Origin of the sequence: Streptomyces sp. NPDC004542 (genome assembly GCF_040610035.1) — a bacterium.
GTDB lineage: Bacteria > Actinomycetota > Actinomycetes > Streptomycetales > Streptomycetaceae > Streptomyces.
Window position 1 is genome coordinate 15,356 of record NZ_JBEXLP010000045.1, and the last position, 14,877, is coordinate 30,232.

15 protein-coding genes are annotated in these 14,877 nt (G+C 71.6%); 8 read left to right on the forward strand and 7 right to left on the reverse strand.

Going from position 1 to position 14,877, the window contains the following annotated elements; all coding sequences use genetic code 11:
- Positions 1 to 2: 2 nt before the first annotated feature.
- The 6 genes from ABZX30_RS23400 (at position 3) to ABZX30_RS23425 (ending at position 5,816) form a co-directional block, all read left to right on the forward strand.
- A complete protein-coding gene (locus ABZX30_RS23400; RefSeq protein WP_355873567.1) occupies positions 3 to 77 on the forward strand; it encodes a putative leader peptide in 75 nt (24 codons plus the stop codon).
- Positions 78 to 227: 150 nt separating this feature from the next.
- Entirely contained in the window at positions 228 to 1,319 is a 1,092-nt protein-coding gene (locus ABZX30_RS23405) for an LLM class flavin-dependent oxidoreductase (protein ID WP_355936408.1), read from the forward strand.
- A 146-nt stretch (positions 1,320 to 1,465) separates the two neighbouring features.
- Positions 1,466 to 2,758, forward strand: coding sequence for an extracellular solute-binding protein (locus ABZX30_RS23410; RefSeq protein WP_355936411.1), 1,293 nt, complete (start codon positions 1,466 to 1,468; stop codon positions 2,756 to 2,758).
- Entirely contained in the window at positions 2,733 to 3,632 is a 900-nt protein-coding gene (locus tag ABZX30_RS23415) for a sugar ABC transporter permease (RefSeq protein WP_355936413.1), read from the forward strand. Before ABZX30_RS23410 ends, ABZX30_RS23415 begins: the two co-directional genes overlap by 26 nt.
- Entirely contained in the window at positions 3,629 to 4,438 is an 810-nt protein-coding gene (locus ABZX30_RS23420) for a carbohydrate ABC transporter permease (RefSeq protein ID WP_355936415.1), read from the forward strand. The genes ABZX30_RS23415 and ABZX30_RS23420 overlap by 4 nt, the downstream gene beginning before the upstream one ends.
- A 151-nt stretch (positions 4,439 to 4,589) precedes the next feature.
- The gene (locus tag ABZX30_RS23425) at positions 4,590 to 5,816 is read left to right on the forward strand and encodes a cytochrome P450 (protein ID WP_355936417.1); all 1,227 of its coding nucleotides are present in this window, start codon (positions 4,590 to 4,592) and stop codon (positions 5,814 to 5,816) included.
- Between the two features lie 68 nt (positions 5,817 to 5,884).
- Here ABZX30_RS23425 and ABZX30_RS23430 read toward each other — a convergent pair whose 3' ends face one another.
- The 7 genes from ABZX30_RS23430 to ABZX30_RS23460 all read right to left on the reverse strand — a co-directional run bounded on the left by ABZX30_RS23430 (position 5,885) and on the right by ABZX30_RS23460 (position 12,824).
- The gene (locus tag ABZX30_RS23430; RefSeq protein WP_355936488.1) at positions 5,885 to 7,081 is read right to left on the reverse strand and encodes a cytochrome P450; all 1,197 of its coding nucleotides are present in this window, start codon (positions 7,079 to 7,081) and stop codon (positions 5,885 to 5,887) included.
- A gap of 62 nt (positions 7,082 to 7,143) precedes the next feature.
- Positions 7,144 to 7,761 carry an ATP/GTP-binding protein gene (locus ABZX30_RS23435; protein WP_355936418.1) on the reverse strand — a complete coding sequence of 206 codons (618 nt, stop codon included), beginning with the start codon at positions 7,759 to 7,761 and terminating at the stop codon, positions 7,144 to 7,146.
- Positions 7,742 to 8,098 carry a DUF742 domain-containing protein gene (locus ABZX30_RS23440; RefSeq protein ID WP_355936420.1) on the reverse strand — a complete coding sequence of 119 codons (357 nt, stop codon included), beginning with the start codon at positions 8,096 to 8,098 and terminating at the stop codon, positions 7,742 to 7,744. The genes ABZX30_RS23435 and ABZX30_RS23440 overlap by 20 nt, the downstream gene beginning before the upstream one ends.
- Complete coding sequence (locus ABZX30_RS23445; RefSeq protein WP_355936422.1) at positions 8,095 to 8,514, reverse strand: roadblock/LC7 domain-containing protein; 420 nt, start codon at positions 8,512 to 8,514, stop codon at positions 8,095 to 8,097. Before ABZX30_RS23445 ends, ABZX30_RS23440 begins: the two co-directional genes overlap by 4 nt.
- Before the next feature lie 116 nt (positions 8,515 to 8,630).
- The gene (locus ABZX30_RS23450; RefSeq protein ID WP_355936425.1) at positions 8,631 to 10,442 is read right to left on the reverse strand and encodes an ATP-binding protein; all 1,812 of its coding nucleotides are present in this window, start codon (positions 10,440 to 10,442) and stop codon (positions 8,631 to 8,633) included.
- A gap of 295 nt (positions 10,443 to 10,737) precedes the next feature.
- Positions 10,738 to 12,138 carry a glycoside hydrolase family 16 protein gene (locus tag ABZX30_RS23455; RefSeq protein WP_355936428.1) on the reverse strand — a complete coding sequence of 467 codons (1,401 nt, stop codon included), beginning with the start codon at positions 12,136 to 12,138 and terminating at the stop codon, positions 10,738 to 10,740.
- Between the two features lie 260 nt (positions 12,139 to 12,398).
- Positions 12,399 to 12,824, reverse strand: a complete 426-nt coding sequence (locus ABZX30_RS23460) for a MarR family transcriptional regulator (protein WP_355936491.1) — start codon at positions 12,822 to 12,824, stop codon at positions 12,399 to 12,401.
- A gap of 237 nt (positions 12,825 to 13,061) precedes the next feature.
- On the opposite strand from ABZX30_RS23460, the gene ABZX30_RS23465 reads away from it, so the two are divergent.
- Positions 13,062 to 13,979, forward strand: a complete 918-nt coding sequence (locus tag ABZX30_RS23465; protein WP_355936431.1) for an SDR family oxidoreductase — start codon at positions 13,062 to 13,064, stop codon at positions 13,977 to 13,979.
- Positions 13,980 to 13,990: 11 nt separating this feature from the next.
- A complete protein-coding gene (locus ABZX30_RS23470; RefSeq protein ID WP_355936494.1) occupies positions 13,991 to 14,866 on the forward strand; it encodes an amidohydrolase family protein in 876 nt (291 codons plus the stop codon).
- Positions 14,867 to 14,877 lie beyond the last annotated feature (11 nt).

The window sequence follows — 14,877 nt, forward strand, 5'->3', positions numbered from 1 at the left end:
TCATGGATTCCGGTGTCGAGCTCGTGAAGCGCGCGCACGTCGACCTGCTCAGGGTCGCCACCGCGCTGTGTAGCTGACCGCGCGCCCCTCCGCGGCGCGCCCGCCCCTGCTTCACCCTTCCTCTCTTCTTCCCCCCGCCTTCCGCACGCCCGCGGCCGTGCCCGCCATGCCGGACGCGTGTGTCCCGGCGTGGTGTCCATGCCGCATCCCCTGCCCCGGAGCCCCCCATGCCCGTGCGCTTGCACTGGTTCCTGCCCACCACCGGTGACGACCGCGACGTGGTCGGCGTGACCGCCCGCGACTCCCTGCAGTCCCGAACCACCGCCCGCCCGCCCACCCTCGACTACCTCGCCCAGGTCGCCCGCGCCGCTGAGTCGGCCGGATTCGAGGCCGTCCTGACCCCGACCGGCAGCGACTGCGAGGACTCCTGGCTCACCACGGCCGCCCTCATCCCGCAGACCAGCCGGCTGAAGTTCCTGGTCGCGTTCCGTCCCGGCGTGATCGCACCACCGCTCGCCGCCCAGATGACCGCCACCTACCAGCGGCTGTCCGGGGGGCGTCTGCTGCTCAACGTCGTCACCGGCTCCGACGCCGACGAGCAGCGCGCCTACGGCGACTTCCTCACCCACGACGAACGGTACGTCCGCACCGAGGAGTTCCTCGCCGTGCTCCACCGGGCGTGGTCGGGGCAGCCGTACGACTTCGAGGGCACCCACTACCGGGTGGCCGGCGGGCGTCTGCGCAAGCCGCCGGAGCACCGCCCGCCCGTCTTCTTCGGCGGCTCCTCCGACGCCGCGCTGCCGGTCGCCGCCCGTCACGCCGACACCTACCTCACCTGGGGCGAACCACCGGCCGCCGTCGCCCGGAAGATCGGGCGGGTGCGGGAACTGGCCGCCGCCGAGGGCCGCGAACTGTCCTACGGCATCCGGCTGCACGTCATCAGCCGGGACACCGCGGCCGAGGCGTGGGCGGAGGCCGACCGGATCCGCGACACGCTGGATCCCGCCGCGATCCGGGCCGCGCACGAGCGGTTCGGCCGTTCGGAGTCGTCGGGTCAGCGCGCCATGGCCGCGCTGACCGGCGGACGCACGGACCGCCTGGAGATCCACCCCAATCTGTGGGCCGGCTTCGGTCTGGTGCGGCCGGGCGCCGGCACCGCCCTCGTCGGCAGCCACGAGCAGGTCGCGGAGCGCATCGAGGAGTACGCCGCCCTCGGCATCGAGCACTTCATCCTCTCCGGCCAGCCGCACCTGGAGGAGGCCATCCGGTTCGGCGAGTGCGTCCGTCCGCTGCTGACCGGACGGCTCGCCGCCGCCTGAAGCGGCCGGCCCCGCCCCTGCGACCCGCCGTACCACCCCGTCGTACCGACTCGCCGTCGACCACGGGCCCGCACCGCCCGTGCGGCCACCCGCCCTCACGCGTGCCCTCGCACCTGAACCTCACCTCACAGAAGAGAGACACCTCCATGTCCCCTGCGCTCGACAGAAGAAGTGCCCTCCGCCTCCTCACCGCCTCCGGCCTCGGTCTGGGCCTCGCCGCCTGCGCCGGGCCCGGTGGCGGCACGTCGGCGGGTGCGAGGAGCTCCGCCCCCGCCACCTCGGGCGCGGTCGAGGGCACCGTGTCCTTCGCCCACTGGCGGGCCGAGGACAAGGCCGTACTCGCCGGCCTGATCAAGGCGTTCGTCGAGAAGCACCCGGACGCGGGGGTCGAGCAGGACATCTCCCCGTCCGCCGACTACCAGTCCACCGCCCTGCGCCGCATCCAGGGCTCCAAGACCGGTGACGTGTTCACCGCCTTCCGGGGCGCGCAGTTCGAGCAGATCGTGAAGGCGGGCGTGTACAGCCCGCTCACCGGCACCGACCTGCCCGGCCGGTACCAGTCGGACCTCATCACGCCGGGCGCCGCCGGAAAGACCCAGTACGGGCTGCCGTACCAACTGGTCTTCAACATGCCGCTCGCCAACACCGACGCCCTCGACAAGGCCGGCCACACCGGTGCGCCGAAGGACTGGGACGGCTTCCTCCAGCTCCTCGACGACCTCAAGTCCAAGGGCTACACCCCGATCGCCTGGCCGGGCGGCGACACCGCCAACGCGGGCCAGCTGCTCAACACGATGGTCATGAACAACGCGCCCGACGACGACATGTTCACGAAGATCGAGTCGGGGGAGTACAAGGTCACCGACGACTGGTTCCTGACGACCCTGCAGCAGTACGCCGAGCTGACCCCCTACTTCCAGGCCCGCGCCACCGGTTCCACCACCGACGCCGTCACCCAGCTCTTCGCCCGGGGCAGGGCCGGTCTGCTGGCCACCGGCTCCTTCCAGATGGCCGGCGTGCGCGCGCTCGGCGCGAAGTTCCCCTTCGACCTGGTCGCCCCGGTCACCACCACCGCCGCCGAGGCCCGGTACGAGGGCGTCTTCAACACCACGTTCATCCTCGGTGTGAACAGCGCCTCGAAGGTGCAGCCGGCGGCGTACGCCTTCCTGGAGTTCCTCAGCGACCCGGTCAACGCGGGCACCTACGCCAACGGCACGGGCCAGCACGTCACCGTGGAGGGGGTCGAGTACACCAACGCCGATCTCAAGGCCGTCGCTCCCTGGCTGAAGCGCAAGACGCTGCTCGCCCCCCGTTTCCAGTTCCTGAACCTCGACATCCGCACCGCCGTCGAGAACGCGGCCGTGGCGGTCGTGGGCGGCAAGAAGCCGGCTCAGGCGGCCGAGGAGGCCCAGCGTGTCATCGACCAGAAGCGGTCGTAGCGGCAGGCGGCGCACCGCGCGGGCACTGTGGCTCTTCCCAGTGCCCGCGCTCGCCCTCCACCTGTTCCTCTTCGTCTACCCGACACTCCAGGCGTTCCAGTACGCGCTGACCGACTGGGACGGCTACAGCGCGGACTACCGCTCCATCGGCCTGCGCAACCTGACGGAACTGGCCACCGCCGACGACACGTTCCGGCGCGCGGCGGAGAACAACCTGAAGCTCACCCTGACGGTGGTCCTCGCCCAGACCGCCCTGGCGCTGCTGCTGGCCCTGTATCTGGTCCGCACGACCCGGGCGTCCACCGCGCTGCGGGCCGTGTTCTTCCTGCCGACGGTCCTGTCGTCGGTGTCGGTCGCCTTCGTCTGGCGCTTCGTGTACGACCCCGACGGCGGCCTGCTCAACTCGGTCCTGCGCGCCGTGGGACTCGGCGACTGGCAGGCGGTCTACCTCGGTGACCCGGACGCGGCCGTGTTCTGGCTGGCGGTGACGCAGGTGTGGTTCCACGCCGGCCAGATGATGGTCGTCTACATCGCCGGACTCCAGGCGATACCCCGGGAGCTGTACGAGGCGGCGGAACTGGACGGGGCCGGCCGGCTGGCCCGGTTCCGCCACATCACCTGGCCGTTGGTCGCTCCCGCCACCGGGATCGTCGTCGCGTACACCACCGTCCAGTCGTTCAAGGCGTTCGACCTCGTCCTGGGCCTGGGCGGCAACCCGCCGTCCCCCGCCCTCGACATCCTCTCCACCCGTGTCTACACGACCTTCTCCAACAACCAGTTCGGCTACGCGGCCGCCCAGTCCGTGGTCTTCATGGCGCTGATCGCGCTGCTCACCTGGGTACAGCGGCGCACGATACGGAGGGCGACCCGATGACGAAGACCCTGCGGCCGGCCGTGCTCGCGCTGGGTGCCGTGACGGTGCTCCTCCCGCTGCTGGTGGTGGTGTTCGGTACGTTCAAGACCCTCCCGCAGCTGTTCGACTCCCCGCTGTCCCCACCGCCCAGCCCGACCTTCGACAACTACCGGCGGGCGGTGGACGAGGGCGGACTCGGCGCCGCCTTCGTCAACAGCCTGCTCGTCACGGCCGGCGCGGTGACGCTCACCCTGGTGGCCGCAGGGCCGGCCGCGTTCTTCTGCGCCCGGGTGCCGGGCCGGGTGGGCTGGACGGTGTTCGGCGTCCTCGTCGCGGGGCTCGCGGTCCCCGCGCAGGCGGCGATCGTCCCGCAGTACGTCCTGTTCGACCGGCTCGGACTCACCGACAGCCTGGCGGGCCTGGTCCTTGCCGACACCACCCTGACCCTGCCGACGGCTGTGTTCATCCTGGGCGGCTTCCTGCGCTCGGTCCCGGAGGAGCTGTACGAGGCGGCGGAACTGGACGGAGCCGGCCCGCTGCGCGCCTTCCGCTCCATCGCCCTGCCGCTGGCCCGCCCCGCGCTGGCGACGACGGGCATCTTCCTCTTCGTGATGGACTGGAACGACCTGCTGTACCCGCTGCTGTTCGTCCGGTCCGAGGAACACCGCACGCTCCCGCTGGCCCTGCTGAACTTCCAGGGCGAGTTCCAGACCCAGTACCCGCTGCTCTTCGCGGGGGTGGTGATCGCCTCGGCACCCGTGGTGATCGTCTACGTCCTGCTGCAGCGCCACTTCGTGTCGGGCCTGACGGCGGGTGCGGTCCGCTGAGCCGCTCCGGTGGCCCCTCCCAGCACCGGCACAGGCGATTTTCGGCCAACGCTGCCTTTCCCGCCCCTTCATGGCCACGACCGGTCTGTCCCGTCTGACGACAGATCAATAATGTGGCCGGAGTAACCGGTTACCGATCCCACGGAGCCCCATGTCCACCGCGCAGCAGGTCCCCGACATCCTCTCGCCCGAGTTCGCAGCGGATCCCTATCCGGCCTACCGGGTCATGCGCGAGACCGCGCCTCTCATCTGGCACGAAGCAACGCAGAGTTATCTGATATCGCGCTACGAGGACGTCGAGCGCGTCTTCAAGGACAAGAACGGCGAGTTCACCACCGACAACTACAACTGGCAGCTGGAACCCGTGCACGGCAAGACGATCCTCCAGCTCAGCGGCCGCGAACACGCGGTGCGCCGCGCCCTCGTCGCCCCCGCCTTCCGCGGCAGCGACCTCCAGGAGAAGTTCCTGCCCGTCATCGAGCGCAACTCCCGCGCCCTGATCGACGCCTTCCGGCACACCGGCTCCGCCGACCTCGTCACCGACTACGCCACCCGCTTCCCGGTCAACGTGATCGCGGACATGCTGGGCCTGGACAAGGCCGACCACGCCCGCTTCCACCGCTGGTACACCACCGTCATCGCCTTCCTCGGCAACCTCTCCGGCGACCCCGAGGTGACCGCGGCGGGGGAACGCACCCGGCTGGAGTTCGCCGAGTACATGCTCCCGATCATCCGCGAACGCCGCGAGAACCTGGGCGACGACCTGCTGTCCACGCTGTGCGCCGCCGAGGTCGACGGCGTGCGGATGAGCGACGAGGACATCAAGGCGTTCTGCAGCCTGCTGCTCGCCGCCGGCGGCGAGACCACCGACAAGGCGATCGCCGGCATCTTCGCGAACCTGCTGCTCCACCCCGACCAGCTCGCCGCCGTCCGCGCGGACCGCAGCCTCATCCCGCGGGCCTTCGCGGAGACCCTGCGCTTCACCCCTCCCGTCCACATGATCATGCGCCAGTCCGCGACCGAGGTGAAGCTCAGCGGCGGCACGATACCCTCCGGCGCCACCGTCACCTGCCTCATCGGCGCCGCCAACCGCGACGAGAACCGCTACCGCGACCCCGACCGCTTCGACATCTTCCGTGACGACCTCACCACCACGACCGCCTTCTCCGCCGCAGCCGACCACCTGGCCTTCGCGCTGGGCCGGCACTTCTGCGTCGGCGCGCTGCTCGCCAAGGCCGAGGTCGAGACCGGCGTCGGCCAACTCCTCGACGCCATGCCGGACCTGCGCCTCGCCGACGGCTTCCACCCGGTCGAGCAGGGCGTCTTCACCCGCGGACCGCAGTCCCTGCCCGTGCGGTTCACCGCCGTGACCGCCTGATCCCGCGGAGATCCGGACCGCAGGGCGGCGTTTCGGACATGGGCCCCCGCCGGGGCCCGTGTCCCGCCCTACTGCACCACCGGCGTGAACTCCACCGGGAGCGTCGTCAGCCCCCGCATCCAGATCGACGGACGCCAGGTCAGCTCCTCCGGCTCCACCGCCAGCACCAGGTCCGGCAGCCGCTCCAGCAGCGTCTCCACGGCCGTCCGCGCCATGACGTCCGCCAGCAGCGGAGCCGGATAGGGGCAGCGGTGCTCGCCGTTGCTGAACGACAGGTGCGCGGCGTTCTCCGCGCCCACGTGCCCGTCCGGCCAGATCTGCGGATCGGTGTTGGCCGCCGCCAGCCCCAGCACCAGGCAGTCACCGGCCCGGATCTGCCGGCCACCGAGCTGGGTGTCCCGCACCGCCCAGCGCCCGATGAAGTTCTGCGTCGGGGTGTCCAGCCAGAGCACCTCGTTGAGCGCCTCGCCCACGCTGAGCCGGCCGCCCGACACGTTCACCGCGAACCGCTCGTCCGTCAGCAGCAGCCGCAGTGTGTTGCAGATCCAGTTGGCCGTCGGCTGCTGCGCCGCGGCGATCACCGAGATCAGGTCCTGGACGATCTCCTCGTCCGTCAGCTCCGCCGGGTGCAGCACCATGCGCGAGGTCACGTCCGGGCCGGGGGTGGCCCGCTTGTCCTTCACCAGCTGCCGCAGCCGCTCGCCCACGCGTCCGTACGCCGCCACCGGGTCGTCACCCTCGGCCGCGTCCAGCGTCATCCGCAGGTCGTCGACGAGCTGCTCGGTGTCGTCGCCCGCGATCGGCATGCCGGCCATCTGCACCGCGGCCCGCATCGGCAGGGCGTGCACGTACCTGCTCATCAGCTCCGCCTGGCCACTGCCCGCGAACCGGGCGATGAGCTGGTCGGCGATCAGCTGGCAGTCACGGGCCAGCTCGAACTGGTCGACGCCGTCCAGCGCCTGAGTGATCACCCCGGCCCGCCGCCGGTGCTCCTCGCCCTCGGTGAACAGTACCGACGGCTGGTACCCGACGAACGGCAGCAGCGGCCAGTCCGGCGGGATGTTCTCCCACTGGTTCCAGCGCCGGGAGTCCCGCGCGAACAGCTCGTCGTGGCTGGTCACGTACGACACCTCGGCATACCCGAGCACCAGCCAGGCCGGGACGTCCCCGTCGAGCAGCACGGGCGCGACCGCGCCGTGCTCCCGGCGCAGCGCGCGGTACAGCTGCGACGGCGTCTGCTGGTACTCCAGCCCCGTCAGGCGCACCCCGCCGGCATGAGCCGGGCAGCCGGGGGGAGCCGCGTGCGGGAAGGAGGACTCGGGGTCGGTCACGGTGTCGCCTCCTGGGCCATGGCCAGTTCGTAGAGGTGGTCCACGAGAGTGATCAGCACGTCCTTGCCGGACTGCCGGACCCGCGCGTCGCAGTCGACCATCGGCACGTGCCCGGGCAGCGCGAGCGCCTGACGGATCTCGTCCAGGGAGTGCCGGGCGTCATCGCCGTCGAACCGGTTGACGGCCACGACGAACGGCATGCGGTGGTGCTCCAGCCGGTCTATCGCATACCAGGAGTCGTCCATCCGGCGGGTGTCGACGAGCACCACCGCGCCCAGCGTGCCGGAGAACAGCCGGTCCCACAGGAACCAGAAGCGCTCCTGGCCCGGTGCGCCGAACAGGTAGAGCACCATGCGTTCGTTCAGACTGATCCGCCCGAAGTCGAACGCCACCGTCGTGGTCGATTTCCCCGCCACCTGGCTGGTCTCGTCGACGCCGACACCGGCCTGCGTCATCACCTCCTCGGTGTTCAGCGGCCGTATCTCGCTCACCGAGCGGACCAGCGTCGTCTTGCCGACACCGAATCCGCCCACGACGACGATCTTCAGCCCGGTCTCCGCCGCGTCGGTCAGTGGCGTGCGGTGGGAGGGCAGCTCAGAGATTGCGGAGCCCATGGAGCACCTCCTTCAGAAGGGCTGTGTCGGGGAGCGAGGTGACCGACCGCGGGGCCGGCGGGTGACGAGCGGTGATACGACCCGTGTCGAGCAGGTCGCCGAGCAGGATCCGCACCACCGTGATCGGCAGTTTCAGCTCGGCGGCGATCTCGACCACGGCCGTCGGGTGCCGGCACAGCTCCAGGATCCTGGCGTGCTCCGACTGCATACCCGCCGTGGGCCGGCACTCGCTGACGACGAGCGTGACCAGGTCGAAGGAGTCGTCGGCCTGGCTCCGCCCGCCGGTGACCGTGTACAGGCGGTCGGGGTCGCCCGTGTCCACGGGCTTGCGCATCACGACCCGGCACCCCCCGGACCCGGATTCCGGGGCTCGGCCCGCAGATGCTCACCGATCTGCTCGACCAGCTCCGTCATCTGATGGCCCACCACGCCCGGGTCGGAGTTCTCCTCGGCGAGGACCGCGAGGTGGGCCCCCTGCCCGGCCTCCACGATGAACAGCAGCCCGCCGTGGAACTCGGTCATGGAGTGCCGGACACCGCCGGTGCCGTCACCGAACTCCACGGAGGCACCCTGCGCGAGGGCCTGGATGCCGGAGCAGATCGCCGCCAGCTGGTCGGCACGGTCGAGCGTCAGATGCTCGGTCCAGCACAGCTTCAGCCCGTCCCGGGACAGGACCAGGGCGTGCCGGGTGCCGGGAGTGCGCTCCAGCAGGTTCTGCAGAAGCCAGGTGAGGCTGTTGTCGGTGGTCTGCATGTCGGGTGATGGGACGGTGGTGCCCGGCTGAGCGGTCACCGGCCCGTTCCTCCAATCTCATGACTCAAGGGGACACGGCGCCGAAACCCCGGGCGCCGGACGGGAAGCGCGTGCCGCTAGGAGAGGGCGGGCGGTTCGGACTCGGGCCGGTCACCCGGTGCGGCGGTGCCGCCCGCCGACCGGCGCGCGCGGTGGAACGCGCCGAACCGCGTACTCGCGTCGCGGGCCGGCGCTTGCGCCGACGGGACCCCGCTCGCCCGCTCCTCGGGCGCGGACCGGCGCTGCTCGCGCACCAGTTCCGCCTCGGCCATGGTGCGGCCGGGGGAGCGCACCGGCAGGCCGTTCGGCGTGGCGTCGGGGAGGCTCCGGTGCTCGTGCCGCTCGGGCGGTTCCGGCCGGGCGGCGGGCCGCTCCGCGACGGCGGAGGGCGGGGTCAGGGCGGGGCGCGCGGTGACGTGGTCGTCCGGGGTGCCGGCGGGCTCCAGGGTCCCGACGCGCTCCCGGGTTCCGGTCGGGGCGGGACCCGGGGTGGGCGCGGCCGCGGCGACCGGCCGGCGGACAGTCTCCCGCGGGGCGGGGTCGCGCTGCTGGGCGAGCAGCTGGCGGGGCACCAGGACGACGACGCCGGTGCCGCCGCGCGACGAGGGGCGGTAGTTGACGCTGATGCCGTACTTCAGCGCGAGCCGTCCGACGACGGCGAGGCCGAGCCGGGTGCCCTGCAACGAGGCGAGGTCGGTCATGCGGCCGGACACGGCCTCCTCGGCACGGCGCATCGCCGCGTCGGCCATCTTCAGCCCGCTGTCCTCGATGGTGACGACGACGCCGGCGCTGCGTTCCTCGACGTAGACGTTCACCTCGTCGACGGGCGGCGAGAAGTTCGCGGCGTTGTCCATGAGTTCGGCCAGCAGGTGCATCACGCCCTCGGCGGCGAACCCGGAGACCGCGGCGTTCGAGGAGCAGTGCAGGCGGACCCGCTGGTAGGCGGCGATGCGGCCGACGGCGCCGCGCAGGATGCTCTCCATCACGATCGGCTTGTTCCAGGCACGGCTGGAGCGGCCGCCCATCAGCAGCGCCAGCCGGTCGGTCATCAGGCCGAGCTGGGACGTGCTGTGGTCGAGCCTCAGCAGGTCGCCGAATATCTCCTGTCCGTGCCGGTCCTGCATCTCCCGCAGGTCGGCGAGCATGCTGACGGCTTTGGCCTGGACTCGGCTCAGTGCCTTGGCGGACGCGGCCTGCGCCGCGGCCGCGCGCCGCTCGCTGTGGGCGAGCGCGCGGACGAACGATTCGGCCAGGGCGCGGACCGCGGCGGTGGACGGCAGGTCGAGCTCGGCGAGCACCGTGTCGGCGGACTGGCCCTCGCGCAGCCGGGCTGTCGCGGTGGGCAGCCACTCCTGCGCGAGCCGTTCCAGGACGCCGGCCGCCTGGTTCACCTCGTGCCGGGCCTGGCGGAGTTCGCCGTCCAGGGCGGCCGTGTACTGCACGGCCTCCTCCAGGGTGGTGGCGAAGGTGTGTGCCAGCCGGGCCAGTTGCGGGTCGGACGGCTGCGGCACGCCGCTCAGTGCCTCGGTCGCGGCGGTACCGTCCCGCAGCCGCTTGGTCAGGGCGGGCAGCGTCACGTTGGCCAGGTGCGCGCTCTCCGCGGACTGCTGTGCCGCCTGCGCCCTGAGCCGGCCGTTGTCGGCATCCAGCTCCGCGGCCGTGCGCCGGGCCCGCCGGACCAGGCGGTGGCCGACGAGGGCGGCGACGGTCACGCACGCCCAGGCGGCCGCCGTCACGGCCAGCGTCCAGGCGCGGGCGCCGGACGGCGCCAGGGCGACCGCCGCACCGCAGGCCGCGGCGCACACCGCCGTGACGGCCAGTGGAGCGGCGGGCGAGGTGTGCGGTGTCCTGGCCGGTCGGTGCGGACTGGGCGGTGCGGAGACTGACATTCAGCGGTTCCTAGGTCCGGGAGAGGGCGAACGGGCGACCGGCACAGGATGGCTGCGGATCGGGAGAGGGGCGCCACGGAGACGGCGATCTTCTGACCAGGTCCCGGGTCATGCTAGTGCAGCGGCGCGTCATCCGGCGGCCATCCCCGACGTGACGTCAGCTGCATCCACGAAGCCTGCACATCTGTCCAACTGTGCATGCCATGACGGACGTTCGGTCCGGCCGAGGGAACGCCGGCGCGAAACGGGTGCCGCCCGGCGACGCGCTGCTCCGCGCCGCCGGGCGACACGGCCGTCAGTGGCCGAAGTCGAACCAGTTCACGTTCACGAAGTCCGACGACTGGCCGCTGGTGAACGTCAGATAGACGTCATGGGTGCCGGTCACCGAGGCCATGTTCGCCGGGACCGTCTGCCAGTTCTGCCAGCCGCCGGTGCCGGAGACGGCGAAGCTGCCGACGGGGGAGTTGGCTCGGCTGTCCAGACGCACCTCGACCAGTCCGCTCACCCCCGATGCGGCGCCGCTCGCCACCCGGGCGTAGAACTGCCGGGCCGCCGTGGAGCCGAAGTTCACCCCCTTGTACAGGGCCCAGTCGCCGTTCGCCAGGTAACCGAGGTCCTGGCCGCCGCCGGTGTCCGAGGTGGTCTCGGTGGCCGTGCCGGACTGGCTGTCGTAGGACTCCGCCTGGATGGTGCTGTAGGCGTTGCGGTTGCCGGACGGCGGGGGAGTGGTACCGCTCCCGCCGCCCGTGGACTGCAGCACCTGCACGTAGTCCACGACCATCGGGTGGCCCGGCTCCGTGCCGCTGTCCGGTCCGCCGCCGAAGGCCGCCGGGAAGCCGCCGCCCATCGCCACGTTGAGAATGATGAAGAAGCCGTGGTTCGTGGCGTCGGCCCAGGTGGCGGCGTCGACCTGATCGGCTCTCACCGTGTGGAAGTTGACGCCGTCGAGGTAGAAGCGGATCTCCTCCGGGCTGGTGGAGCGGTCCCATTCCATCGCGTACGTGTGGAAACCCGCCTGGCAGGTCGTGCCGGAGCAGGAGGTGTTGCCGCCGATGCCGGACGTCTCGTTGCAGGGGCCGCCCGGATTGGTGCCGCAGTGCATCGTGGCCCAGTCGGTGTTCAGTCCCTGGACGTTCTCCATGACGTCCAGCTCGCCGACGCCCGGCCAGTTCTGGTAATTGCCGCGGTAGGGCGCGCCCAGCATCCAGAACGCCGGCCAGTAGCCCTTGGCGGCGGCGCCGGTGACGTCGGGCAACTGTATGCGGGATTCGACACGCAGCTTGCCGCCGGCCGGGGGCTGGAAGTCGGTCCGGGTCGTTTCGATACGGCCGGAGGTCCAGTTGCCCGAGGAGTCGCGGCGCGGGGTGATGAGCAGGTTGCCGTTGCCGTCGAGGGAGACGTTGCTGGTGCTGGAGGTCATCGTTTCGACCTCGCCGGTGCCCCAGTTGGCGGCGCCGCCCGGGTACGCCGTCCCGGTGTCGTACTGCCAGGCGGAGGTGTTGACGCCGGTGCCGGCCGCGCCGTTGAAGTCGTCCAGGAACACCTGCGTCCAGCCGGACGGCGGCGTGGGCGCCGAGGCGCTGGCGGGGAGTGCGGCGGCCGTGGCGGCGGCCGCCGCGAGGCCGAGGGTGCCGATCACTGCCACTAGCACACGGCGCAGCGGGCGCCGTCCGGGAATACCGGAGGTTTCGCTCATGGGGGGCCTCTCGGGTACGGAGTCGTGGTGCGCGGGTGCGCGTGAGAGCGCTCTCAGGGTGCGGCCAATGTGCTCTCCGCCCCTGCGGTCGTCAAGACTTGAAGCAGGGAAAGTCCCTCCGCCGCAGGAGAGTTCACGCGATGAAGCCGCATATGGGCCCGGAGCCGGGGGACGGGCGGCAGCGCGCCGTCGCCGCGGAACGGACGGTCATCGCCGAGTGCCCCTTTCGGGCGGTCCGGCTCAGATTCCGGCGGTGCGCCTCAGGAGAGCCGGTCCTCGGCGACCCGCAGCAGCAGCGCGTGCAGGGTCTCCCGCTCGGCCGGATCCAGGGGGGCCAGCAGTTCCCCCGTGACGCGCAGGCCCGCCTCGTCGGTGTCCCGCAGGAAGACCCGGCCCGCCGCGGTGAGCACGACGATGCGGCTGCGGCGGTCGTCGGGGGCCGGACGGCGCGCGGCGAAGCCCAGCTTCTCCAGGTCGTCGACCAGGCCGACGATCGCGCTCGGGTCGTAGCCGAGCCGTGCGCTCAGCTCCCGCTGGAGGGCGCCGTCGCAGGTGGCGAGGAAGCGCAGCAGCGCGTAGTGGCGCAGACGCAGGCCGGACTCCTGCAGGAAGGCGTTGAACAACTGCCCGGAGCGCAGCCCCAGCCGGTACAGCAGGTAGCCGGTGTCGGCGTGCAGGCCGCGCATCCACGGCTCGTGCGCGTCGAGGCTGGGGTTCGTGGCGTGCTGGCGGGTGATGGCGGTCTCCCTCGTCTCGGCCGGCCCGGATGTCGTCCGGTCCACGCAGGCCAGCATGCCGTACCCATAGGTTCGGGACAACTATTGACGTCAACAATTATTGCTCTTAGCTTCTATCTCGAAGTCGCGGCACCGCCACGGCACCGCATCGCCCGGCGCCGCACCGCCTCGGGAAGGGACCCACCCGTGTCCAGCATCGATCTCACCGGCAAGGCCGCCGTCGTCACCGGCAGCGGCCGGGGCCTCGGCCTCGCCTACGCCCACGCCCTTGCCGCCCACGGGGCGTCCGTGGTGGTCAACGACATCGACGAGGACGTGGCCGGGCAGGCCGTGAAGTCCCTCACCGAGGCGGGTGGCACGGCCGTGGCGGAGGTGGTGCCGGTCGGTACCGCCGAGGCCGCCGACCGGCTGGTCGGCCGTGCGGTCGAGGAGTTCGGCAGGCTCGACGTCCTGGTCACCAACGCGGGCATCCTGCGCGACAAGGTGCTGTGGAAGATGACCGACGAGGACTTCGACGCGGTGATCACCACCCACCTCAAGGGGACCTTCACCTGTGCCCGGGCCGCCGCCGTCCGCATGCGCGAGCAGGGCGAGGGCGGCACCCTGATCCTGGTCGGCTCCCCGGCGGGCCAGCGCGGCAACTTCGGCCAGACCAACTACGCCGCCGCCAAGGCCGGCATCGCCGCCATGGCCCGTACCTGGTCGATGGAGCTGGCCCGCGCGAACATCACCGTCAACGCGATCGTGCCGGTCGCCGCGACCGCCATGACCGAGACCATCCCCGCCTTCGCCCCGTACGTCGAGGCCATGAGGAACGGCGAGCCGCTGCCGGACTTCCTGCGCAAGGGCGAGGGCTTCGGCACCCCCGAGGACTGCGCGGCCCTCGTCCCCTTCCTCGCCTCCCGGGCCGCGCGCGGCATCACCGGCCAGGCCATCGGCATCGGCGGCGACAAGGTGGCACTCTGGTCGCATCCGCAGGAGATCAGGGCGGCCTACGCCGACGGCGGCTGGACCCCCGGCGCCCTGGCCGACGCGTGGGCCGGCACGGTCGGCGCCGAACCGCAGACCGTCGGCATCCCGGCGCCCCAGTTCCCGGAGGCGTGATGGACCTCGCCCTGAACGTGGAGGAACTCCTCGCCATCGACGTCCACACCCACGCGGAGGTGTCCGCCAAGGGCCACTCCTCCCTGGACGACGACCTGCACGACGCCTCCTCCGCCTACTTCAAGGTCGAAGGCAAGCGGAAGCCGACCCTTCAGGAGACGGCCGCCTACTACCGCGAACGGAAGATGGCCGCCGTGATCTTCACGGTGGACGCCGAGTCCGCCACCGGCACCCCGCCCGTCCCGAACGAGGAGGTCGCCGAGGCCGCGGCCGCCAACGCGGACGTACTGATCCCGTTCGCCTCCATCGACCCCTTCCGGGGGAAGGCGGGCGTCAGGCAGGCCCGCCGCCTCGTCGAGGAGTACGGGGTGAAGGGCTTCAAGTTCCACCCCAGCATCCAGGGCTTCTTCCCCGACGACCGCTCGGCGGCGTACGGCCTGTACGAGGTGATCGAGGAGACGGGCACCATCGCCCTCTTCCACACCGGCCAGACCGGCATCGGCGCCGGAGTCCCCGGCGGGGGCGGGATCCGGCTGAAGTACTCCAACCCGCTCCACGTGGACGACGTCGCCGCCGACTTCCCGCACCTCAAGATCATCCTGGCGCACCCGTCCTTCCCCTGGCAGGACGAGGCCCTCGCCGTCGCCACGCACAAGCCGGGCGTGCACATCGACCTGTCCGGCTGGTCGCCCAAGTACTTCCCGCCGCAACTCGTGCAGTACGCCAACACGCTGCTGAAGGACAAGGTCCTCTTCGGCTCCGACTTCCCCGTCCTCACGCCCGACCGCTGGCTCGCCGACTTCGGGAAGCTGCCGGTCAAGGACGAGGTCCGGCCGAAGATCCTCAAGGAGAACGCCGCCCGCCTGCTCGGGCTGACCACACCGTGAAGGGGGCGTCG